Source organism: Halodesulfovibrio aestuarii DSM 17919 = ATCC 29578, from assembly GCF_000384815.1.
Taxonomy (GTDB): Bacteria; Desulfobacterota; Desulfovibrionia; order Desulfovibrionales; family Desulfovibrionaceae; genus Halodesulfovibrio; species Halodesulfovibrio aestuarii.
Genome location: NZ_ARQF01000019.1, coordinates 72,508 through 95,209, shown reverse-complemented (window position 1 = coordinate 95,209; position 22,702 = coordinate 72,508). Strand labels below are relative to the sequence as shown.

General features: G+C 44.1%; 18 protein-coding genes. 7 read left to right on the top strand and 11 right to left on the bottom strand.

The features are described from left to right. Positions 1-132: 132 nt before the first annotated feature. From tgt to F461_RS0104435, 5 genes are all read right to left on the bottom strand, one after another. Positions 133-1,257 (bottom strand): tRNA guanosine(34) transglycosylase Tgt, encoded by a 1,125-nt coding sequence (gene tgt, locus F461_RS0104455; protein ID WP_019999956.1) that lies wholly within the window; start codon positions 1,255-1,257, stop codon positions 133-135. Between the two features lie 149 nt (positions 1,258-1,406). Then, positions 1,407-2,330 (bottom strand): SPFH domain-containing protein, encoded by a 924-nt coding sequence (locus F461_RS0104450; RefSeq protein WP_019999955.1) that lies wholly within the window; start codon positions 2,328-2,330, stop codon positions 1,407-1,409. 1 nt (position 2,331) lies between these two features. Next, complete coding sequence (locus F461_RS0104445; RefSeq protein ID WP_019999954.1) at positions 2,332-2,790, bottom strand: NfeD family protein; 459 nt, start codon at positions 2,788-2,790, stop codon at positions 2,332-2,334. A gap of 272 nt (positions 2,791-3,062) precedes the next feature. Beyond that, a complete protein-coding gene (locus tag F461_RS0104440) occupies positions 3,063-3,755 on the bottom strand; it encodes a hypothetical protein (protein ID WP_019999953.1) in 693 nt (230 codons plus the stop codon). Positions 3,756-4,020: 265 nt separating this feature from the next. After that, positions 4,021-5,289 (bottom strand): BPL-N domain-containing protein, encoded by a 1,269-nt coding sequence (locus tag F461_RS0104435; protein WP_019999952.1) that lies wholly within the window; start codon positions 5,287-5,289, stop codon positions 4,021-4,023. Positions 5,290-5,552: 263 nt separating this feature from the next. Here F461_RS0104435 and F461_RS0104430 point away from each other — a divergent pair, with 263 nt between their 5' ends. The 3 genes from F461_RS0104430 (at position 5,553) to F461_RS0104420 (ending at position 11,197) form a co-directional block, all read left to right on the top strand. Then, positions 5,553-8,201 carry a valine--tRNA ligase gene (locus tag F461_RS0104430; RefSeq protein WP_019999951.1) on the top strand — a complete coding sequence of 883 codons (2,649 nt, stop codon included), beginning with the start codon at positions 5,553-5,555 and terminating at the stop codon, positions 8,199-8,201. A 214-nt stretch (positions 8,202-8,415) separates the two neighbouring features. Next, positions 8,416-9,921 (top strand): uroporphyrinogen-III C-methyltransferase, encoded by a 1,506-nt coding sequence (gene cobA, locus F461_RS0104425; protein WP_026364611.1) that lies wholly within the window; start codon positions 8,416-8,418, stop codon positions 9,919-9,921. Between the two features lie 322 nt (positions 9,922-10,243). Further along, positions 10,244-11,197: a UDP-glucuronic acid decarboxylase family protein gene (locus F461_RS0104420; protein ID WP_019999949.1), complete on the top strand. Its 954-nt coding sequence runs from the start codon at positions 10,244-10,246 to the stop codon at positions 11,195-11,197. 75 nt (positions 11,198-11,272) lie between these two features. On the opposite strand, the gene epsC is transcribed toward F461_RS0104420, so the two are convergent. The 5 genes from epsC to F461_RS0104395 form a co-directional block, all read right to left on the bottom strand. Next, positions 11,273-12,223: a serine O-acetyltransferase EpsC gene (epsC, locus tag F461_RS0104415; protein ID WP_019999948.1), complete on the bottom strand. Its 951-nt coding sequence runs from the start codon at positions 12,221-12,223 to the stop codon at positions 11,273-11,275. 21 nt (positions 12,224-12,244) lie between these two features. Next, positions 12,245-13,174: a cysteine synthase A gene (gene cysK, locus F461_RS0104410; protein WP_019999947.1), complete on the bottom strand. Its 930-nt coding sequence runs from the start codon at positions 13,172-13,174 to the stop codon at positions 12,245-12,247. A gap of 83 nt (positions 13,175-13,257) precedes the next feature. Continuing rightward, positions 13,258-14,445, bottom strand: a complete 1,188-nt coding sequence (gene nifS / locus F461_RS0104405; protein WP_019999946.1) for a cysteine desulfurase NifS — start codon at positions 14,443-14,445, stop codon at positions 13,258-13,260. Continuing rightward, positions 14,442-15,290 (bottom strand): Fe-S cluster assembly protein NifU, encoded by an 849-nt coding sequence (gene nifU / locus F461_RS0104400; protein WP_019999945.1) that lies wholly within the window; start codon positions 15,288-15,290, stop codon positions 14,442-14,444. The genes nifS and nifU overlap by 4 nt, the downstream gene beginning before the upstream one ends. Positions 15,291-15,500: 210 nt before the next feature. Then, a complete protein-coding gene (locus tag F461_RS0104395; protein WP_034603685.1) occupies positions 15,501-16,496 on the bottom strand; it encodes an HD-GYP domain-containing protein in 996 nt (331 codons plus the stop codon). Positions 16,497-18,025: 1,529 nt separating this feature from the next. On the opposite strand from F461_RS0104395, the gene F461_RS0104390 reads away from it, so the two are divergent. From F461_RS0104390 to F461_RS0104380, 3 genes are all read left to right on the top strand, one after another. Then, positions 18,026-18,844, top strand: a complete 819-nt coding sequence (locus F461_RS0104390) for an amino acid ABC transporter permease (protein ID WP_019999943.1) — start codon at positions 18,026-18,028, stop codon at positions 18,842-18,844. A gap of 31 nt (positions 18,845-18,875) precedes the next feature. Further along, positions 18,876-19,703 (top strand): transporter substrate-binding domain-containing protein, encoded by an 828-nt coding sequence (locus tag F461_RS0104385; protein ID WP_019999942.1) that lies wholly within the window; start codon positions 18,876-18,878, stop codon positions 19,701-19,703. Between the two features lie 80 nt (positions 19,704-19,783). After that, the gene (locus F461_RS0104380) at positions 19,784-20,659 is read left to right on the top strand and encodes an amino acid ABC transporter permease (protein WP_019999941.1); all 876 of its coding nucleotides are present in this window, start codon (positions 19,784-19,786) and stop codon (positions 20,657-20,659) included. 121 nt (positions 20,660-20,780) lie between these two features. Here F461_RS0104380 and F461_RS0104375 read toward each other — a convergent pair whose 3' ends face one another. Then, positions 20,781-21,179: a rhodanese-like domain-containing protein gene (locus F461_RS0104375; RefSeq protein ID WP_019999940.1), complete on the bottom strand. Its 399-nt coding sequence runs from the start codon at positions 21,177-21,179 to the stop codon at positions 20,781-20,783. A gap of 132 nt (positions 21,180-21,311) precedes the next feature. On the opposite strand from F461_RS0104375, the gene F461_RS17060 reads away from it, so the two are divergent. Then, positions 21,312-22,631 carry a YhjD/YihY/BrkB family envelope integrity protein gene (locus F461_RS17060; protein WP_019999939.1) on the top strand — a complete coding sequence of 440 codons (1,320 nt, stop codon included), beginning with the start codon at positions 21,312-21,314 and terminating at the stop codon, positions 22,629-22,631. The last annotated feature ends 71 nt before the right edge of the window (positions 22,632-22,702 follow it).

Below are 22,702 nucleotides of genomic sequence, written 5' to 3'. Positions count from 1 at the left end.
TACTAGTCGAAATTCTTGTATTGCGGGAGAATGAAATAGACCCTGAAATATTTTATATAAAAAAACGCCCTGCTTTCGTTGAACAGGGCGTTTTCTTTTGCATTAGACTGTAGAACTGTAATGTGCAGTTCTTTAGACGACTTCGTTAGGGTAAATAGCTTCGTAGGATTTTTTGTATTCAGCAAATTTCCCTTCTCGAATAGCCTTACGCGCGCCTCGAACTGTGTCGAGGAAGTAGGTAAGGTTGTGAATGGAGTTCAGGCGGAAAGAGAGTAACTCTTTTGCATGATACAAATGGCGTAAATACGCACGGGAGAAGTTGCGACAAGTGTAGCAGTTGCAGTTTGGATCAAGAGGTCCGTCATCTTCCGCGTATTCTTTACGTTTAATGCTGATTTTACCCAGTGAGGTATACAGAGTTCCGTTTCGGGCGTTGCGGGTCGGAAGAACGCAGTCAAACATATCTATACCTGCGTTGATGCCGTTGATAATGTCGAGCGGGGTTCCGACACCCATAAGGTAACGGGGCTTGTCTTTTGGAAGCAGAGGAGCAGAATGGTATAAAATTTCCATCATTTTTTCTTTGCTTTCACCAACAGATAAGCCACCCAGTGCAAAACCGTCGAAATCTTCAGATGTCAGCTGTGCAATGGAACGTTCACGTAAGTCTTTGTGGAAGCCGCCTTGTGTGATGGCGAAGAGCAGGTTGTCTCCGGTGCCGCGAGGATATTCTTCACGACAGCGTTTAGCCCAGCGGGTCGTCATTTCCAGAGAGCGTGCTGTATACTCTTTATCTGCACCGAAACCTACGCATTCATCGAGCACCATCATAATATCAGAGTTCAGGTTGCGCTGAATCTGGATAACTTTTTCCGGTGTGAACAGATGCTTGGAACCATCCAGATGGGAACGGAAGGTAACGCCTTCTTCTTTGATTTTTCGCAAATCACTGAGGCTGAAGACCTGAAAACCGCCACTGTCTGTGAGGATTGGTTTGTGCCAGGAATTGAACTTCTGTAATCCGCCACGACGTGCTACAAGCTCGTCGCCCGGACGAAGGTATAAGTGGTAGGTGTTGCCGAGAATAATTTCGGCGCCAATATCATTTAAATCGTCAGGAGCGATGCCCTTAACGCTGCCTACCGTGCCCACAGGCATAAAGATAGGCGTCTGCACTACGCCATGCGCAGTTTGCAGTTCGCCTGTACGGGCAGCTCCGTCCGTTGCGTGTAATGTAAATTCTCCGATGTTTGCCATGGCGGCACTATACGCATGAGGACATGCAAAGTCATCCCAAATCCTGCATCAAAAAATACGATTATGCTGCCAAGTAACATCCTAAAAGCAAAAGGCTGCTCCTGAATAATCCTCAGAAGCAGCCTTAAATTTACAGTTGGTGAGAAAAGTTATTTCTCTAATTTAATTTGATTTAAAATTTCAGAGGCAGAGGCAACCATGCCGCCAACATTTGCCATGTCAGCTGGAATGATCATTGTGTTGGATTTTTCAGCCATTTTACCGAATTGATTAATAAACTGTTCAGCAATTTTAAGCTGTGCTGCATCCTTACCATTAGGGCCGGACATAGCGTCTGCAATGAGGGAAATGCCTTTAGATGTTGCTTCCGCAATAAGGAGAATTTCCTGTGCCTGACCGGCTGCTTCGTTAATTTTTTTCTGTTTTTCACCTTCAGAAAGTTCAATTGCTTCCTGTTTGTAACCTTCCGCGCGGTTGATACGGGACTGTCTGTCACCTTCGGAACTGGCAATTTCTGCACGTTTTTCACGTTCAGCTTTCATCTGTTGTTCCATTGCATGCATAACGCTTTCCGGCGGGGTGATGTCCTGAATTTCGTAACGCATAACCTTGATGCCCCATTCACGTGCTGCTTCATCAACAGCACCAACAACAGCAGCATTAATGCTGTCGCGTTCTTCAAAGGTTTTATCAAGGCTGATCTTACCGATGGCAGAGCGCAGGGATGTTTGTGCCAGCTGGCTTGCAGCAAGGTAGTAGTCGTTTACGCCGTAGCAGGATTTCATAACGTCCTGCACTTGGATATAGAGTACTCCGTCGATTTCAACGACGACGTTGTCACTGGTAATGCAGGACTGAGATGCAATGTTGAGAATTTCTTCTTTGGTGGAACGACGATAGGCAACTTTGTCTACAAAAGGGATAAGAATATGCAGGCCCGCATCAAGTGTTTTAGAATACTTGCCTAATCTTTCAACAACGAAAGAGCTTTTTTGCGGTACAACAATAGCAGTTTTAATGAGTGTAATGAGAACGAGAACGGCAATAACTATAGAAGTAATAAGACTGGTCATGTTAATCCTTTTTAACAATGAAAGTATTGGGGTCGGATTCTTTTCGGGCGAGAATCGTTACAATTGTGCCGGAAGTGATTTCTTCCGTTGATTCAGCATTCCAGAAAGTACCCTGATATTTTATGCGTCCGGCTGTAGCACTTGTTATCGGCTCAGTAACGGTTGCTTTTGAGTTCAGTGCAGCGTCTGTGAATACTTCATTATCCACGGTATCCTGACTGAACATGCTCGGCATTTTTTTACGAAGAAGGATGAGCAGGGCGATGGAAGAGGAGAAAAAAGTCACGACTTGAAATGTCAAAGACATATCAAGCAGTGCTGCGCAACCGGCCAGCACGGCTCCTGCAGAGAAGAAGATAACAATGAAGGTTGGAGTAAACATTTCAATAAGGAAAAAAACTACTGCTAATGAAAACCAAGCCAGCCAGATAAAATTTACATCAAAATTTGTGTCAAACATCGAATGAATTCTCCATATTGCATTCTCTATATCGTGGTGACGTGACTATCACTACGTTGTAGTAGAGTAAATGGAAAATCTATGTTGAATTTTAAAAAAAATAAATAAACAGTGAATAGATAAAGCACATGCACATATTATAAATAGATGCGTTTTAGTTTTTTGCATTTATTGCTGTAAAAGAAAATGAAACGTTGCTTACGGAAATGTTTTATTTATACAGTGCTAAATGTACAAAGTTTTTGTGTAGAGGGGTATTGCATAATTGATTGTTAGTAGTTTTTGTAGCGGGCGTATGTGTCCATTACAGCGTAACGAACCCGATTTTCTATTTTGGCTAGAATTTGTTCAAGTGCCACCAGAAACGGAACGCCATGTTCCGGGGCACCAATGTCTGAAAAGTTCATATCGTCCATCATGACGCTAAAGTTTGCTTTTTGTGGTTTGGGCATTGAGCCACTGACTGACGGGCTGATGATATGCACATTTTTAATGACATATCGATTTCCGATTACATTAGCGTAGTCAATTTCTTTGCTTGGATTGGGCGGAAAGACCGGAGCTTCGGGAAGTTTTCGTCGTAAGTTCTGGAGTAACAGTGCAAAGTTATTTTCTTTACGCTGTGTTATAAACGCAATGTCCATATCCTTGATGGTAAGGTCATTGATAATGATGGTACCTGTACCAATGGATGATGGAAGCATATCCACATCAATTGCTCCAATCTGAATACAGTGTCCGCGAGGGAACCCAACCGGGTTACCAAGATAGACGTTTTGAAGTGAACCATAACCGGAGAGCGTAGATAACTTGGCATCCTCAAGCTGCACTTTTGATCCCATGACTCGAGGGCCAATGTAATGCACTGTTTTTTTGAGGATAGGATTAATAGAAACGGTAGTGTAAGAGCTGATACCTAAGGAAATTAATCCGGAGAGCAGCAGCAGTAAGAAAATCTTTTTCATGAAAAGAAACTCCTTGCCAAGTGTGTGTCGTTCTCACTTGGTATGATAGAATCGTGAACGTCTTGCAGCAAGGATTAAAGAAAAGAATACCAAGTCTACTAAAGAGTTGTTGCCTACACTTCCTAACTGTTTGAATAGGTTATGGTGGTGTTTAATAATGCTACAACATAAAAAAAGCCCATTCTGTTGAATGGTTACAACAGAATGGGCTTTTTAATGTGTTATTGAACGTGCGTGCCCTGTACCCCATGTGGGTTATAGAACACTATGGCTGTATATGGTGCGGCAGTAGAAGATATACAACATGGTCTAATGTCTGAAGAAGTTCAAGATATAGCCCCCCGCTTGCCATTGGAGGGCCGAAAAGTGCCGTCCGCTGGTTGCGTAGTGATTCTGTAGAAACAGTTTCCGGAAACGTTTTTGATAAGGTCATGGCAAGGCGTTCTGCTAGCAGATATCCTTTTACTCCCTCGTAAAAGAGATGCAGGTTGTGCATGAACTCATCAGAGACAGAAGCCCAGTAGTTTTCCGCAGCAGGAGTAGGCTGCATGGAGACAGCGGAGCATAGCCCGTTGTAGAGGTTATTCAGGTTTGCACCCGGAATTCCTGCCCGCCAGCCAATAAGCCATGAGTTTCTTGCAAAGAAAAGACAATGGTTCTTGCCAATTGTGACTATATCGTCAAATATCCCTTTTGCTTCCAGTAGCTTTTCATCTGTCCATTGCGGTGGCTCGGTTGAAGGATGCCAGTCTGTTACCAGCGTTTGTTTTGTGCTTACAGTACCTTCTGTGAGTGTGGCAATGATGTGGGCGAGCCAGGCATTTGCATCAGGAGAATTTGGTGTTTCAAGGTGCGTGTAGCTTAGCACATAACGGCCTTCACCGTATTTACCTGCAAGAATGCAGGGCTGACCTTCAAGAAATTCTGGACGAAGTTTGATGTCGTAAAGTGCTTCCCATTCATTGAATGTTCCAGGAGGCAAGGTGTTAAGTGGCAGGTCTGCAATCCAGAAATCATTATCAGGCGTTGTGTAGCTGGCTAAAATTTCGACATCAGTATTCTCTTTTGGAGAAAATTTTGCTGGCCACCAAACAGGAAGTGCTGGAGTTGCGGGAAAATTCTCTGGAATAAGGTCAGCCGCTTGGGAAATGTCAGCACCGATAGCGGAATGAAGGTGCCCGCTGACAAAGTGTTGTAAGCGGTTGGTAAATTTTGCCCGTTCCCATGGGCAGAGGTTAAGGCCATTTTTACCGGTAAGCCCGAGTCCTGCGCCGCCGCAGAAGCCTAAGTACTTTCCGCCATTAGCAACATATTTACGTATTTCCTCGATTCCCGTAGAACCAAGGGCGTCTGCTTTAAGTCTGGCGTTGCCTCCAGGAACAAGAAGTAGAGCTGGTGGGTTGCAAGAAAGCAATCCCTGCGCTATTTCTTCTCCCCGCACAATGCAATATGGAAGTTTCATTGCTTCCAGTGCCCGCCAGACGAGTAAACCCCATAGGTGGGATTCGTCCCATAATATATAGATGCTTGACATTGTCCTTCCGCTAATTAATCTGACTTTTTGCAGTCGTGGAAGCGCACTCTATCAAGCGAGGGCAGCGAGTGCAAATAATTACAAGACTAACTTGAAAAAGGGCAGTCCTCAATCGCGGTCAAGGAGAATGTTCTCCTTGCAGGTGCGGGGCTTAGCCCGCTTGCCGAAAGTTTAACGACTATGCAACGTTGGCTTAGGCGTATATAAGGTACAAAATCAGGCTGTTACATGCCTGAATACAATAACGAATTTGGAGTAGCAGTATGGCGGAAAACGCTCTTTCTAAGGGGTATGAATCTCAAACAGTTGAAGACCAGTGGCGAAAGTACTGGGAAGAAAACAACGTGTTTACACCGGATATGGATGCCGAAGGTGAACCATATTCTATTGTTATTCCGCCACCGAACGTCACAGGTGCTCTGCACATGGGGCACGCTCTTAACCTTACTTTGCAGGACATCCTTTGTCGCTACCAGCGTCAGAAAGGTAAAAAAGTTCTGTGGGTACCGGGCACTGACCATGCAGGTATTGCTACTCAGAACGTTGTAGAGCGCAAGCTTGCAACTGAAGGTTTGGGTCGTCACGATCTTGGCCGTGAAAAATTTGTTGAACGTGTGTGGGAATGGCGCGAGGAATACGGCAGCCGTATCCTTAATCAGGTTCGTAAAATGGGTGCATCCGTTGACTGGACCCGTGAACGCTTCACCATGGACGAAGGTCTTTCCAAAGCTGTTCGTAAAGTTTTTGTTGAACTTCACGAACAAGATCTCATCTACAAAGGCGACTACATCATTAACTGGTGCCCTCGCTGCCACACTGCTCTCGCAGATGACGAAGTAGATCACGCTAACGAACCGGGTGCTCTGCACTACATTAAATATCCACTCGCGGACGGTTCCGGCGATCTTACTATCGCGACCACCCGTCCTGAAACCATGCTTGCGGATACCGCTATTGCTGTTAACCCTGATGATGATCGCTTCAGTCATCTCATCGGTAAAAAAGCAATTCTTCCACTTGTTGGACGTGAACTCGACATCATCGGTGATAGTTATGTAGATATCGAATTCGGTACAGGTTGTCTTAAAGTTACCCCTGCCCATGACCATAATGACTGGGAACTTGGCCGTAAACATGGCCTTGAGGTGATGAACATCCTTAACGAAGACGGTACCCTCAACGAAGATACTGGTGACTATGCAGGTCTTACCTGCGTTGAAGCACGAGTGAAGATTCTTGAAGAGCTTAAAGCTGAAGGCTTCCTTGATCGTATCGAAGAGCACGAACACAGTGTTGGTCACTGTTACCGTTGTAAAACCATTGTTGAGCCGTTTGTATCCACTCAGTGGTTTGTGGCAATGACTAAGCTTGCTCCACGTGCCCGTGCAGCAGTGCCTGAGCTTACTCAGATTTTCCCTGAGTCATGGATTAAGACTTACAACCACTGGCTTGATAACATCCGTGACTGGTGTATTTCCCGTCAGATCTGGTGGGGACACCGTATTCCGGCATGGACATGTCAGGATTGTGGCGAGCTTATCGTCGCAATTGAAGATCCAACCACGTGTAAGTGCGGTTCCAAGAATATTGTACAGGACGAAGATGTTCTGGATACTTGGTTCTCTTCCGCACTCTGGCCGTTTACCACTATGGGCTGGCCTGACAAAACTAAAGAGCTGGACACCTTCTACCCGACTTCTGTACTTGTTACCGGTTTCGACATCCTCTTCTTCTGGGTTGCCCGTATGATGATGATGGGTCTGCACTTTATGGACGAAGTTCCGTTCCATCACGTGTACATCCATGCTCTTGTACGTGACGAACAGGGCAAGAAAATGTCTAAGTCGACAGGTAATGTTATTGACCCGGTTGAAATGATTGATAAATACGGTTGTGACTCCCTGCGCTTTACGTTGACCTCATTCGCAGCAATGGGACGTGATATTAAACTGTCCGAGCAACGCATCGACGGGTACCGTAACTTCTGCAACAAGATTTGGAACGCAGCTCGTTTTGCTCTGATGAACCTGCCGGAAGAAAAGCCTAAGACTTTTGCTTTTGAAGAAATTGACGGCGTACATCACCGTTGGATTCTTTCCCGTCTTGAGTCTGTGAAGAAAGATATGGATACTGCTATCACCAGCTACCATTTCAATGAATCTGCACAGATCATGTACAAGTTTATCTGGAACGAGTTCTGCGACTGGTACCTTGAGCTTATCAAACCGGATATGCGGGCAGGCGGCGAACGTGCAGAAAAAGCACAGTTTGTACTCTGGACTGTTTTGCAGGAAATGATGATCATTCTTCACCCTATTATGCCTTTCATTACCGCACAGGTATGGAGCGTATTGCCGGGAATCGAGAACAAAGATATTGCAACTGAGTTGTACCCTGAAATGCGTCCTGCATGTGAAAATGCAGAAGCTGAAGCAGCTATGACTCTTATTCAGGAAACAATCGTTGCAGTGCGTACTATTAAAGCAGAACTTAACGTTGCTCCGCAGACTCGCCTTAGTGTACTCATCCGTACCGCTTCTGATGAAGTAAAAGCGTTGTATGAAGATGCGATGGAAGTTATGCAGGCTCTTGCCCGCCTTGAAAACGTTGAGCTCGGCGCAGCCATAGAAGCACCAAAAGCTTCTGCTTCCAGCGTCGTTCAGGGTAACGAAGTAATCGTACCTCTCGAAGGTCTCGTGAACTTTGAAGACGAACTTGCCCGACTCGACAAAGAGCTGGGTAAAGTTGAAAAAGATCTCAAACAGGCTTCCGGTAAGCTTCGTAACGAAAGCTTCGTTAACAACGCTCCGGCTGCTATCGTTGAAAAAGAAAAAGCTCGCGCTGCAGAACTTGAAGATACACAGCAGAAACTGCTTAAGCTTCAGAAGCGTCTTGTTGACGCAATGGGCTAGCAGCACGTTACGTCGTTAAGCTGACAACTCGATAGAACAGTTGGAGTAAAAGTTGCCTGCGGCGCTTTTGTCTCCGACATGCTGGGGATATAATCCCCCCTTGCCTCTTGGCGAGCCGCCGGAGGCAAACAGCTGTGCTGTTCCATCAAGTAAGAGAAAGTTATTATCAGGGAACCGGAGGAAACTCCGGTTCCTGATTATTACCGGAGGAATGATGAAAGTTTACCTTATCGGTGCTGGTCCGGGCGATCCCGGCCTGCTGACAATTAAAGGCCGTGATATTCTGAGTACCGCAGACGTTATTGTATACGACTATCTTGCGAACGCTGAATTTCTTTCTTACGCAAAGCCTGATGCCGAAATTATTTATGTAGGCAAAAAGGGCGGCGACCACACATTGAGTCAGGAAGGTATCAACCAGCTTATCGTTGATAAAGCGAAAGAGGGTAAGTCTGTTGCTCGCCTTAAAGGTGGCGACCCATACATGTTCGGTCGTGGTGGTGAAGAAGCACAGGAGCTGCTTGCCGCCGGCGTACCATTTGAAGAAGTACCGGGTATTACCTCTGCTATCGCGGGCCCTGCATATGCAGGTATCCCATTGACTCATCGTGATTATGCTTCCTCCGTGTCCTTTATTACTGGTCACGAAAACCCAGACAAGCCTGGCTCTTCCCATAACTGGAAGGCTCTTGCTACCGGCACATCTACTCTCGTGTTCTTTATGGGCATGAAGAACCTGCCGCATATTTCTAAGCAGCTTATCGAAAACGGTATGGACCCTGAAACTCCGGCAGCACTTGTGCACTGGGGTACAACAGCGAAACACCGTTCCATGGCTGCAACTATCGGAACACTTCCAGAGGAAGGCGTAAAGCAAGGCTTTACCTCTCCTTCCCTTATTGTTGTCGGTAACGTCGTTAAGCTTCGTGATGAACTTAACTGGTTCGAACAGCTACCATTGCGTGGTAAAGGCGTAGTTGTAACCCGTGCTCGTGAGCAGGCAAGCGGTATGGCAAAATCCCTTACTAAGCTTGGCGCTAACGTAATCCAGTTCCCGACTATCAAAATTGACCCGCTTGCAGACTACAGCGAAGTGCACGCAGCAATTAAATCTCTTAATGAGTACGAGTGGGTTATCTTCACTTCCGTTAACGGTGTAAAGCATTTCTGGAACCAGCTTGCAGTGCTGGGACTTGATACCCGTGCTCTCGGTGCCAGCAAGATTGCTGCAATTGGTCCGGCAACAGCAGATATTCTACGTGAAAAAGGCATAGAGCCTGATTTCATTCCAGAAAAATATGTTGCTGAAGGCGTTGTAAAAGGTCTTCTTGAGCGTGGTATGGACGGTAGCAAGGTTCTGCTTCCACGCGCGAAAGTTGCTCGTGAAGTTCTTCCGGAAGAACTCCGTAAGGCCGGTGCACAGGTAGATATCCTTCCAGTATACGAAACCAGACCAGCAGAAGAACAACGCGAAGAAGTGCTTGAGCTCCTCAAAAATGGTGAACTTTCCTGCGTGACGTTCGGCTCTTCTTCTACTGTGGAAAATTTCTTTGACCTTGTGTCTCCTGACCTTATCAAAGAACACCGGAGTCATGTGAAGCTTGCTTCTATTGGCCCGATTACCACAAAAACACTTGAGCGGTTCGGATTTACTCCGGATATCGAACCGGAAGATTACACCATACCTGCACTCGTGGATGCGTTGGTAGAAAAACTGTAGACCCTTATGTTTTTTATGGGGCTTCGGCGGCTGGGCTGGAATTTTTAGGAAAAGGCTTTTCCCCTGATCCCTCTTGAAAACTTTTATTAGCGAGGCCAGCCTATCATAGGGCCGGACTTGCGACTTGCTGAGCCCAATACCTTTTGTCAGATTGGTGTGATGGGCAATACGATTATAGAAAGAGGATAGAGCATTTGCTCTGTCCTCTTTTTTTTGTGCGTATAAAAGATGCAAATTATCAAAGAATAAAACGGTGAGAGTTATTACGCTACCTAGCTGAAATCATATTTTAAAATCAGTATGTTTTAGGGAAGGGGTGCGCATGACTTTTACACCGAGAAAGCGGGTGCTGGTAACAGGTGGTGCAGGGTTCCTAGGAGCACATTTATGTAAGCGGTTGTTGGAAAAACAATGCGAAGTCGTGTGTGTGGATAACTTTTTCACAGGAACAAAGGAGAATATCGTCCACCTGCTCAAGGATCCGTATTTCGAATTACTTCGGCATGACATAACATTTCCCCTTTATGTAGAAGTGGATGAAATTTATAATTTAGCGTGTCCGGCATCGCCCGTGCATTATCAATATGACCCTGTCCAGACAGTGAAAACAAGTGTGCATGGTTCTATTAATATGCTGGGACTTGCAAAGCGCACCGGGGCGAAAATATTTCAGGCTTCTACTTCTGAAGTCTATGGTGATCCTGAAGTCCACCCGCAAACAGAGGACTATTGGGGCAAGGTAAACCCTCGGGGAGTACGTTCCTGCTATGACGAAGGCAAGCGCTGTGCAGAAACTCTTTTTTTTGATTACCAGCGCCAGCATAAGGTTCGTATTAAGGTCGCTCGGCTCTTTAATACGTATGGCCCTCGTATGCATCCTCATGATGGTCGTGTAGTGTCTAATTTTATTGTTCAGGCTCTTAAAGAGGAGCCTGTCACTATTTATGGAGATGGAACACAAACTCGTTCGTTCTGCTTTGTGGATGATCTGGTGGAAGGTATTATTTGTCTCATGGACAGGACAGAAGATTCGTTTGGCGGACCTGTAAATTTGGGTAATCCAAATGAAATAACCATTCGGGAGTTAGCCGAAACCGTGGTTAAACTTACTAATTCAAATTCCGGATTAGAGTTTACGTCGTTGCCGAATGATGACCCGAAACAGCGAATGCCGGATATCAGCCTTGCCCGTGAAAAGTTGAAGTGGTCTCCTGTTACAACTCTTGAAGATGGACTGCAGAAAACTATTGAATATTTTAAAAACAAAAAAGAATAAAAAAAAGGGTGGAATAATACTCCACCCTTTTTTTTGAGGTTATCTATTGTGTCGTCACAGAGCATCCCCAGTGCTCTATGCCTTCTCTCCCACAAGTTTTTCTTCTTTTTTCGGCTTGGTTGAGCGTGACTGAATCACTTTGGAGTTCGGTTCCACGTCATGTGTAATCCAGACGTTACCGCCGATCATTGTATCGTGTCCGATAGTAATGCGTCCGAGTACTGTTGCTCCTGCGTAGACAGTTACGTTGTCTTCAAGGATCGGGTGGCGGAGATTGCCTTTAACAAGTAATCCTTCATCATCTTTAGGGAAAGATAAAGCACCGAGAGTTACTCCCTGATAGATGCGACAACCTTTACCAATGATGCAGGTTTCGCCGATAACAACGCCCGTACCATGGTCGATAAAGAATTCTTCGTCGATCTGTGCGCCCGGATGAATGTCGATTCCGGTGTTGGAGTGTGCCATTTCGCTGATGATACGGGGAATAATTGGCACTTCAAGTTTGTAAAGTTCGTGTGCAATTCGATGGTGAATCATTGCAGTCATAGACGGGTAGCAGAAGATAGTTTCACCCGGAGTTTTTGCTGCAGGGTCACCTTCGAACGCTGCTTTTACGTCTGTGGCAAGGAGTCGGCGAAGCGTTGGTAGAGACTGAAGAAATTTCATTGCAGTAACGCGGGAGTGTTCTTCGCAACTTTGGCATTCGTCAGCAAAATCAGCGCAAATGAAGCAGCCGCCGCGTTTAATCTGTTCTTCAAGGATTCTGTAGATAGAATCGAGGTTGGCAGACAGATGGAAACGCATGGATTCAAGACGTACTGTTTTATCTCCGAAATAACCGGGGAAGAGGGCAGCCTTGAGGCGTTCTACCAATTCATGCAATGCCTCTGTTGAAGGCATTGGTGCATCATGTTTGGAACGATGGTATACCGCAGCGTAAGATTCTGGAGCGCAGAGTTCTTCAACTACTTTTTCGAGTTCTTTCATGTTGTGCTGCCCCAGTTCGGCGTAGTTACGTTGCATTTGGTCTCCCTTACGAGTTTGCTAGTCAGCTTCTGTAAAAAGCGGGGTTGAAAGGTAGCGTTCTGCTGTGTCACAGATGATGAAAACAATACGTTTCCCTTTGTTTTCCTGTCGGGCTGCAACCTGCATTGCTGCATATGCGTTTGCGCCTGAAGAAATGCCGCACATAATGCCTTCTTCTTTCATAAGACGGCGTGCCATAGCAAGGGCATCTTCATTGGTTACGCGTACGATATCATCAATGATGCTTGTGTTGAGCACTTCCGGTATGAATCCCGCCCCGATACCTTGGATGGCATGAGGGCCGGGGGTACCGCCGGAAAGAACCGGTGAGGCATCCGGTTCGACAGCGATGCATTGGATGTTTGGGTTGTGCTTTTTGAGGACTTCACCAACACCTGTGATGGTACCGCCAGTGCCGACACCTGCAATAAAAATATCAATGTTCCCGTCGGTGTCTTTGAGGATTTCTTTTGCAGTTGTTTTGCGGTGTATGTCGGGATTTGCTTCGTTAGCAAATTGTTGGAGATGGATAGCATTCGGGTTTTCTTGAGTAATGCGATTCGCCTCTTCCACGGCACCTGTCATGCCTTTTTCAGCAGGGGTAAGGATAAGTTTTGCACCGAAACCTTTAAGAAGAGAGCGTCGTTCCATACTCATGGATTCGGGCATAGTGAGAATAAGCGGAAAGCCTTTTACAGCGCAGGTAAACGCAATACCGATACCAGTATTGCCGCTTGTAGCTTCAACAAAGACTGTATTTTCATTTGTCTTTCCTGAATTGATTGCTGCTTGAACCATGTTAAAACCGATACGATCTTTAACAGAAAAGCACGGGTTCATTGATTCCAGTTTTCCTACAACTTCGGCTTGTACTCCTTCAGCGATATGATTGATGCGTACAAGCGGTGTATTGCCGACAAGGTCGATCATAGAATTTGCGATCTTCATGCTAGTTACCTCATTAGATGAAAAAAAAGGGTCGGACTAACCACGTGTGTTGTCCGACCCTGAAGCTTGTATCTTAGGGCCTGTTATTTACAAGAACAAGAACGGGGGGTACTTTCCTCATTTTTGTACGGAGAAATTTCGCGTAACCGCTTGATGATAGGAGGAAGCTCTTTGAGTACTACTTTGATCTCGTCATCACTGTTAAAACGTGAAAGTGAGAAGCGGATAGAGCCGTGCGCGAATGTAAACGGCACACCCATTGCGCGTAGCACGTGGGAAGGTTCCAGACTGCCAGATGTGCATGCTGAGCCGGAGCTTGCCGCAATGCCGTGGCCGTCCATCATGAGCAGAATTGCTTCACCTTCAACATGTTTGAAAGAAATGTTGGTGGTGTTAGGCAGCCTGTTTTCTGTGTCACCGTTAATAATAGCGTCCGGAATAGTTTTAAGAAGACCTTTCTCAAGAGTATCGCGCATGTGCTTAACGCCGGTATTCTCTATTTCCATGTTGATCTGTGCAAGTTCTGCTGCTTTACCTATGCCTACGATAGCCGCAGTGTTTTCAGTACCAGCACGGCGTCCGTGTTCCTGATGCCCACCACGGAGATGAGGACGGAACGATACGCCTTTGCGAACAAACAGAGCGCCGATACCCTTAGGCCCATGAATTTTGTGGCCGGAAAGGGATAGGTAGTCAACGGGAAGCTTCTCAAGATCGATGGTAATTTTACCAACAGCCTGCACTGCATCTGTGTGCAGCATGATACCGCGTTCTTTTACGATCTTAGCAATCTCATGCATTGGGAAAATAACGCCGGTTTCACTGTTAGCATACATAATGGTAACAAGAGCGGTATCCGGACGCAGCGCTCCACGAAGTTCTTCAAGGTCGAGTTGACCTTTTTCGTCCACATTGAGGTAGGTAACTTCGTAGCCGCGTTCTTCCAGATGGTGACAGACGTTTAGAATCGCAGGATGTTCAACACGGGTGGTGATAAGATGCTTCTTCTCCGGCTGTGCTTCGAGAGCAGAGTAGATTGCAGTGTTATCACTTTCTGTACCGCCAGCGGTAAAGATGATTTCATCCGGATGTGCATTTAAGAGAGACGCAAGGTTATGACGTGCTTTGGCGATATCTGAACTAACCTGACCACCGAACTTATGCATACTGGAAGGGTTGCCGTAGTAGTCTGTAAGAAACGGCATCATTTCCTTAAGTACTAAGGGGTCGATTTTGGTGGTTGCGTTGTTATCTAAATAAATTGTGTTCATTTTGATACCTCTACAACGCTGATTTCAGGTTCGACTTGCTCTTGTAATGCTTTTTCAACAACATTTTTGAGAGTAAGCTTGCTTGATGGGCAGCTAGTGCACATTCCGCGAAGTGCAACTTTTACGAAGTGTCCGTCGATGTCGATAAGTTCAACATCCCCACCATCCTGTTTGAGGCGTGGGCGAACCTCTTCGTTAAGCACTTTCATTACAAGCTGCATACGTTCAATGTTGGAAAGATTTGGGTGTGGTCTGTCGTCCGGAAACTCACATGCGGCAACTTTACCAGTAGCTTCGTCAAGAAGGAGCTGGATTTCGTCAATGCAGTTACCGCAACCGCCACCGGCTTTGGTATAGTGAGTGACTTCTTCAACGGTTGTAAGTCCGTTTTCTTCGATAGTGCGCAGAATCATCTCATCAGTGACACCGAAGCAATGGCAAACGATATTACCTTCGTGTTCCTTTGCTTCAATAGGTTCACCGCGGTAGGTTTTTATCGCAACATCTAACGCTTCATGCCCCATAACAGAGCAATGCATTTTTTCTTCTGGGAGACCGCCGAGGTAATCAGCGATTTCTTTATCGGTAATTTCTGCTGCTTCGTCGAGAGTTCTGCCCTTCAGTAATTCAGTAAGTGCAGAAGACGATGCAATAGCGCTGGCGCATCCGAATGTCTGGAATGTGGCGTCAACGATACGGTCATTGTCATCTATTTTAAGAAAGAGTTTGAGCGCGTCACCACATGCGAGGCTTCCCACCTCACCAACAGCGCTTGCGTCTTTCATTTCTCCTACGTTTCTAGGATTTAGGAAGTGCTCGCGCACTTTGTCAGTATATTCCCACATTACAAGTATCCTCCGGATTCAGTTCAAAAGTATTGTGAGCGCATCTTGAAGTATAGTAACGCAAAAGGGGTTAGGGAAGAGGCTAACACTTTTTTTTTTAAGATGGCACAGGGCGTTTTGGGCTGAACCCGTGTTTATTGATATTGTACGGCCATAATAAGAGTATCTGAGGCTGCCTGAAATGCAGACTATATTTTTATTGGTCGACGACTAAATAATGCCGTGTCCGCTTAATATTTCAATAAACCGTCTGAACACATTCATATCTATTTGCGTTGACATCTCTTCCTTCATAATTCGCAATGTCCTGAATGCATCAGTACCTTCAGAATATGGTCTTGAAGAACGGATGGCATCATAGATATCTGCAATAGTTACAGCGCGGACAGGAAGCGGGATGTCCGCATCTTTGAGCCCACATGGGTAGCCTGAACCATCAAGTTTTTCGTGATGAAAGAGTATGCAGTTGAGTGCATCTTGAGAAAGAGGCAGTCGTGCGCATACACCGGCACCATGGATAGGGTGGGTATTGATGTACAGTCGCTCTCTATCTGTGAGTTTCCCAGGTTTACCGAGAATGGTTTCAGGAATTTTCCTTTTGCCAATGTCATGCAGAATAGCACCCAGACCAAACTGCACCATGTCTCGTTCGGCAAACGAATATGTTTGTAAAATCAGTTGAGAATATACAAAAACATGAAGTGAGTGTGAGTACGTCTGGTAATCATGGGCGATAATCGAGCCCATGGTCTGCAGGGAATTCTCCAGAGTAAGGAAACTTACACCCTTTGTTACAAATTCAAATACCCTGTCGAACTGGCTTCTATCTATATGTGGAGGAAGTTCTTCAGTAAAAATTTCTTCAACGATACCTAAAGACGTTTCATAGAAGATTTGCGCCCTTGCAGGTCTGGGAATTTTTTCGTCGAGCAGGGTTTCGCCAAGAAGTGATGTAATGTGGTTAAAATATTCTGGTCGTTGGTCATGCCTGATGTATACATTCTTTCGGCCGCTGTTGAGCAGGATTCTTTCATGGTGCTCGGTGAAGCTGTCTCCAGCTTTGGCATACAATGCAAATGAATCGTCACTGCGGATATAAATGTCGTAGTTCCCACGGGTCGAACGTAAGACCAGTGAAGGCAAGACGGGGAAAAAGTCGTGCGACAATTCCTCTCTAGGAGGTGCTTGGGGAACAGCTTGTGTCATTACCTGATGTAGCCTGTAAGGTTGTAAGCACAGATGTTACGATCTAATCTACGAAGCTTTTAGCTTGGGGGAAGCATGGGCAATTAACGTAGTACGGGGAAAATAAGGGGAATTTATTTGCACCGTAATTAGTTTGTAATGTCATGTTAAGTGCTTAAGTTAGAACGTCCTCACCTACTTTTTATGAAAAAGCTATTATGTCTGTTTCCAGACGTGCTTTTTGTGTTCTGCACAGCTGGGGAGGTGTGGCAGAACGTTGCATATAGTGTAACTTTGGTGAGTATTACCTACATTCCATCCTTTACCAATGTGACAAAGGATAATTCTAACATTTGAAATTTTTTTACCGTGGTTAACACTGTATGAAGGTATTAACTGACAGTAAAAAGCAGAATGTTTGATTCAGTAATCAAAGATAAGGGTTAAAAATGGAAGTACAGTGTGAAACTGTATGCATCTTTGAAATAAATTATAGTAAGAAAAATTATAAAAAAAGTAACTGTATGTTGCGCTATCTTTTATAATTTGTCTATGACGAAAATTCTTATGATGTAAAGATACTATCGTAGTTTAAATATATTCCTATAATTTTAAAAAAGTAAAAATGAGCACGATCAATTTTATGTGTGTAAGAATGGGTAGTATTTTTTTATATAAAAAAGGTATTCTATTTCTTATGGTTATATAAAGAAAAGAGGTTGTTTTTTAAATTCAGATTTTCTATATTTTTCTGGAAGTAGATATTCATACGTTCATTTTAATGGAAGATTAGTACTGGTCAGTAGAAAGTTAAACATTTTTAACAATAAAAACTCTCTGTTTTTACTATTTTCACAATGTTTTTTTACTACATAAAATACATGTTCTTTAATACAGACGTTTTTATATTGTATATTCAAAAAAGTAGTCTGTAGGAATGCACTGTTGCTGTAGTTAGAAATTTACTGTTGTATAAATGAGTGATTGTTATTTTTTTAAGTCAACCTAATGCCATGATATAAAAGATTATTTTATTTTTAGGTTAAAGTCTAGAATCTATGTTGTCCGTTTATCTCTTTTATTTCTAAAGTGATGAGTAGCGAAAAGTACTCTAATTCCGGGGGGTACAGAGCTTTTCGAAATTTGTGAGCGAAGATAAATCAAATTACGTATGTGAAATTACGGAACAGGTGCTATAAATAGTTTGATGCGAAAAGTACCTTTTAACGCATAAAAAAATACTCAGGCAGCTCTTAATCCCTGACGAGCCTAAGCGGGCATGCTGATGAAAACATCCTGCTCATTCCTTTTCCACTGCTGTATTCCCAATCCTTATAATGACAAGAAACTGCAAGGGGGATGAGCTATCAGTGATAGTTAGAGTAGACCGTAATGCGTGTATAATCGTTATTGATTATTTTTCGTACTCGTTTCAAAGACGGAAGAGATTTGGTACAAAATAAAGTTCTTCTTTCTTTGCCTGTTCAATGTGTTTTCTTTTTAGTACCAATGGGCTGGGGTTATTTTTTTGGGAGCAAGTACCGTTTACTATGCAACATTTCTTTCGTAAATTTTTTCACTTTATTCATCCTGAGACTCGCTTCTTTGCTGTTGATCTGGCTATGTATCTTGCGGTGATGTCAGTTTTTCTCTGGAGCATTTTCTCTGGAGCTGAGGCTTCCGGTTACAACTGGCAGTGGAATAGAGTTCCTCGCTATATCTTTACTTTTACAGACGGGACATTCCATTTTGGACCGTTACTTACCGGCCTTGGTATTACTCTTGAAATAACATGTTATTCTATGGTGCTGGCGTTTCTGTTTGGCTTAACGGCAGTGCTTTTAAGATATTCCAAGTCGATAATTGCCCGCTACATTGCTCTTCTTTACGTTGAGCTTATTCGTAATACTCCGCTCATGCTTCAGGTTCTGATAATGTATTTTGTTATCGCTCCGGTTTTGGAGATGGAACGCTTTCTTTCTGCTGTCCTTGTTCTTGCCCTGTTTGAGGGAGCGTATATTGCAGAAATTTTTCGGGCAGGTATTGGCTCTGTTCCGAAAGGACAGTGGGAAGCTGCTGAAAGCGTGGGGTTGAGCCGTTTTCATATATATAGGCTTGTTGTGTTGCCGCAGGCTATTCGAGCTACATTACCCCCATTGACTGGTCAGGCTGTATCTTTAGTAAAAGATTCTGCCTTAGTATCCGTTATCGCAATTTACGATTTGACAATGCAGGGGCAGGCAATCATTTCAGAAACCTATCTTACTTTTGAAATTTGGTTTATAGTGGCTCTAATTTATTTATTGATTACAGTAAGTTTGTCTTTTGTTGTACATTTTTTAGAGAAAAAATATTCGTACGATTTTTAAATGCAGAGTCTATGAAAAGAGGAGAATTAACGTGGGAAAATCAGTGCTGAAGGCTGTAGTTGCGTTACTTTTGGTAGTGGCATTTTGCATTCCTGCTTCTGCTCAGAATTTGATGTCGGAGTTGAGTAAGGAAAGCGTAATTTCAAAAGTTATAGAACGGAACAAACTGCGTGTTGGCTTCTCAACATTTGTTCCTTGGGCAATGAAAGATAAGAATGGCGATTTTATCGGGTTCGAAATTGACGTAATGACAGAGCTGGCAAAAGATCTCGGTGTTGAGATTGAATTTGTACCGACTACGTGGTCTGGTATTATTCCTGCGCTACTTGCAGACAAATTTGATGTAATTATCGGTGGAATGTCTGTAACTACCCAGCGAAATCTTAAGGTTAATTTCTCAGCTCCTTACGACTATACCGGCATCGGCATTCTAGCTTCTCTCAAAAAGGGGGGCGACATTCACTCCTTGGAAGATGTTAACAAGGAAGGTGTAATCATTGTTGCCCGCATTGGTTCAACACCTGCTGCTGCAGCAAAGCAATATTTTCCTAAAGCGGCAGTACGACTTTTTGAAAAAGAAACGCAGTGTGTGCAGGAACTTATGACGGGAAGGGCGACCGTGATGCTGGCCAGTGCTCCACTTCCTGCATTTAAGGCATATGAATTTCCGAAAAAGCTTTTTGTGCCGGTAAAAGGTACTTTTACCAAGGAACCTATCGCATTTGCATTGCGAAAAGGTGATCCTGATACCTTGAATGTTCTTAACAACTGGATTCGTATTAAGCAGGATTCCGGATGGCTTAAAGCACGCAAAGACTACTGGTTTGAAGGTAAGCAGTGGGAAAACATGCTTAAATAGTCAGGGTGGTATCACGTTTGATATTGAATTGAAAAATTATATTTAACACTGTGGCGGACTTGTTCCGCCACAACTTTCTTATGCAGCATAAACGATACAGACCTGTTCTTCTTGACTACATCCTGTTGGCATTCATCGGCGGTAGCATTCTCTATTTTTTCTGGAAGCTGGAGAATGAACTGCAATATGAATGGAGATGGGCAACCATTCCGCAATTTATTTTTAAAAATACGAATGGAACATGGGAGCCTAACTTCTTGCTTGAAGGATTGTTGACCACAATTCGTCTGAGCATCTGGGCAACGATCCTTGCCTCTGTTGTCGGTGTTGTGATGGGGCTTGCCAGAGTAAGCCAGAGCTGTTTTGCTCGGATGATTTCCCGAACCTATGTGGAAGTTGTTCGAAATATGCCGCCCATCGTGCTTATCTTTATCTCGTACTTCTTTTTGTCTGCTCAGCTTACCCGCTATTTTGCCTTGGATACAATGGTTCAGGATCTTCCATCATGGTTATACTCTGCCATCTCCATTTTATTCAACAAGCCATCACAGCTTACGCAGTTTGTAACCGGAGTAATCACTCTTGGTTTATATGAAGGTGCATATATCACAGAAATTGTGCGCGGCGGTGTGAATAGCGTGCAACGTGGGCAATGGGAAGCCTCAGCATCACTTGGCTTCAGTCGTTTTGATCAGTTGAGGCTTGTTGTGTTGCCACAGGCGCTCAAAGTAATTATTCCACCATTGGCAGGGCAGTTTATTTCAACAATTAAAGACTCAGCAATTCTTTCCGTAATCTCTATTCAAGAGCTTACCTTCCAAGGGTTGGAACTCATGGCATCCACCTATCTGGTATTTGAAATATGGATTACTATTACCATGATGTATCTTGTGCTCACACTTGGTTGTTCGGTGCTTTCCCGTAGAGTAGAACGCGCATTGGAGTGGAAGAACTAGTTGCTGTTTTATTTGAAAAAAACAGTTGCGGCTTAACTGTCTTAGTCGAGTGCAATGAGAAATATTTTAGTTACAAAAAATCCGTCCGTCTTTATTAAAGACGGACGGATTTTTTTGTAACCTAGTGCAGTTTGTAAAAACGCTCCGGTGTCATAGCGCCGGCTAGTTGGTCAAGACGGCCTTTAAGGGCTTTTATTTCATCATATCCTTGGGTTCGTAAGTATGTGTAAGCCATTGAGGCACGGAAACCGGAGAGACAGAAGGTTATGATGAACTTATCACGCGGTACTTCAGCCAGACGGTCTGGAAGTTCATTTAACGGAATATGTTGTGCAAATGAAAACGCAAGCGTTTTTGCTTCTTCGTGTGTTCGGACATCCAGAAAGACGAAGTGATCGTGATCGATAAATTTACTGGCTTCTTCGACGGTTATCCCATATTCACCAGCAACCAGAAAAGCTATGTCCATCTCGCGTAAAACGTCTGAGAGTTGTGGGCAGACATCAATGTATTCTTCCATGTGGAACTCCTAGTATAATCAGAAACTCTTTTGTGTCGGGATATTGTCTTCTTAGAGCCTTGTAGAGTCAAGCTACAGCATGTACTCTTGTAACGATAACCTTGTTAACTAAAATTATTTGCAGGATTTACTATGGGTAGTTCTTTAGGCACGAGGCATATTTCTTCGTTGATTCAGTTTGTGACCCGGGGCATGTGGCGTGTTGATGTAAAAGAGTTACCGCTTGTTCAGCGACGTGCAGTACTTTTTTGCAGGCGGCTTTCCGTTGTTTTTAGTGGTTTCTTTTTAGACAATTGTATGCTGCGGGCGACCGCACTGGCCTATACGACTATACTATCTATTGTGCCGTTTCTTGCCGTTGTATTTTCTATTTCAAAGGGGCTGGGCGTACAGAATAGCGAAACGTTACGGTTTATTCTGCTAAATGCTTCTGCCGGAAATGAAAAGGCTGTTGATTTCCTTCTACAATATGTGAACAACACTGATGTGACCACGTTGGGAGTGATCGGTGTTGCAACATTGCTTTTTACGGTTATTTCTTTGATGGGGAACATTGAGGCAGCATTTAATACGATATGGAATGTAAAGTATGGCCGAACCATGTGGCGCAAGTTTACAGATTTTTTCTCTATTGTTCTTGTTGCTCCCGTGTTGCTTGGTGTTGCGGTAAGTCTTAGTGTAACAATGCAGCATGATTCTATATTTCAAGATTTGTTAAGCATTGATGCGATAAACTATGTTTATTTTCAAATTCTAAAATTAGTGCCTACCGTTATGATCTGGTTCCTGCTCTTTTTCGCGTATGCTTTTATTCCTAACCTGAAAGTTCAGGCAAAAAGTGCGCTTGCTGGTGCACTGGTTGGCGTAATTTTATGGAAGAGCGTTGAAAGCGTGTATATTTCGTATCTTGTCGGTGTGAATAATTACAACGTGATCTATGGCAGTTTTGCACAACTCCCACTTTTTCTTGTCTGGATTTATATCAGCTGGTTGATTGTGCTGTTTGGTGTGGAAATATGTTATGCAATTCAATACGGTTCAACGGAAGAAGATAAAATGTTGTCCGGCAAAACGAGTTGTTATGAAAAAGCGATACTTGCCACTGCAGTCATGACTGCACTTGCCAAAACATATGGAAAAAATGAAGGCGCTGTGAGTGTGAACTCTCTGAGCGAGAACCTCCAAGTTTCACAACTTCTTGTCGAAGATGTACTCTGCGTGCTGGAGGAGAAAGGGTTTGTTGCAAAGATTGAAGCAGATGAAGCAATGTATATTTTGGCACGTCCAGCTGCATCGACGAACATTTCAGATGTGATCACAGCCGTTGCGCAATACCATCCGGAGCGGGTAATGGAGTACGCGATGCATGGACACTCTGAGTCTGTGGTCATTGTTGAAAAATTATATGAACAACTCGCTAGTGGTAATGACTGTACCCTCGCTGAGTTGTAGCAAGAGTATTGGCTGCCGGCGTTTGCTCGAAGAAGGCCCGCCGGAAGCAAGATCTGACGGATAATGAAAAC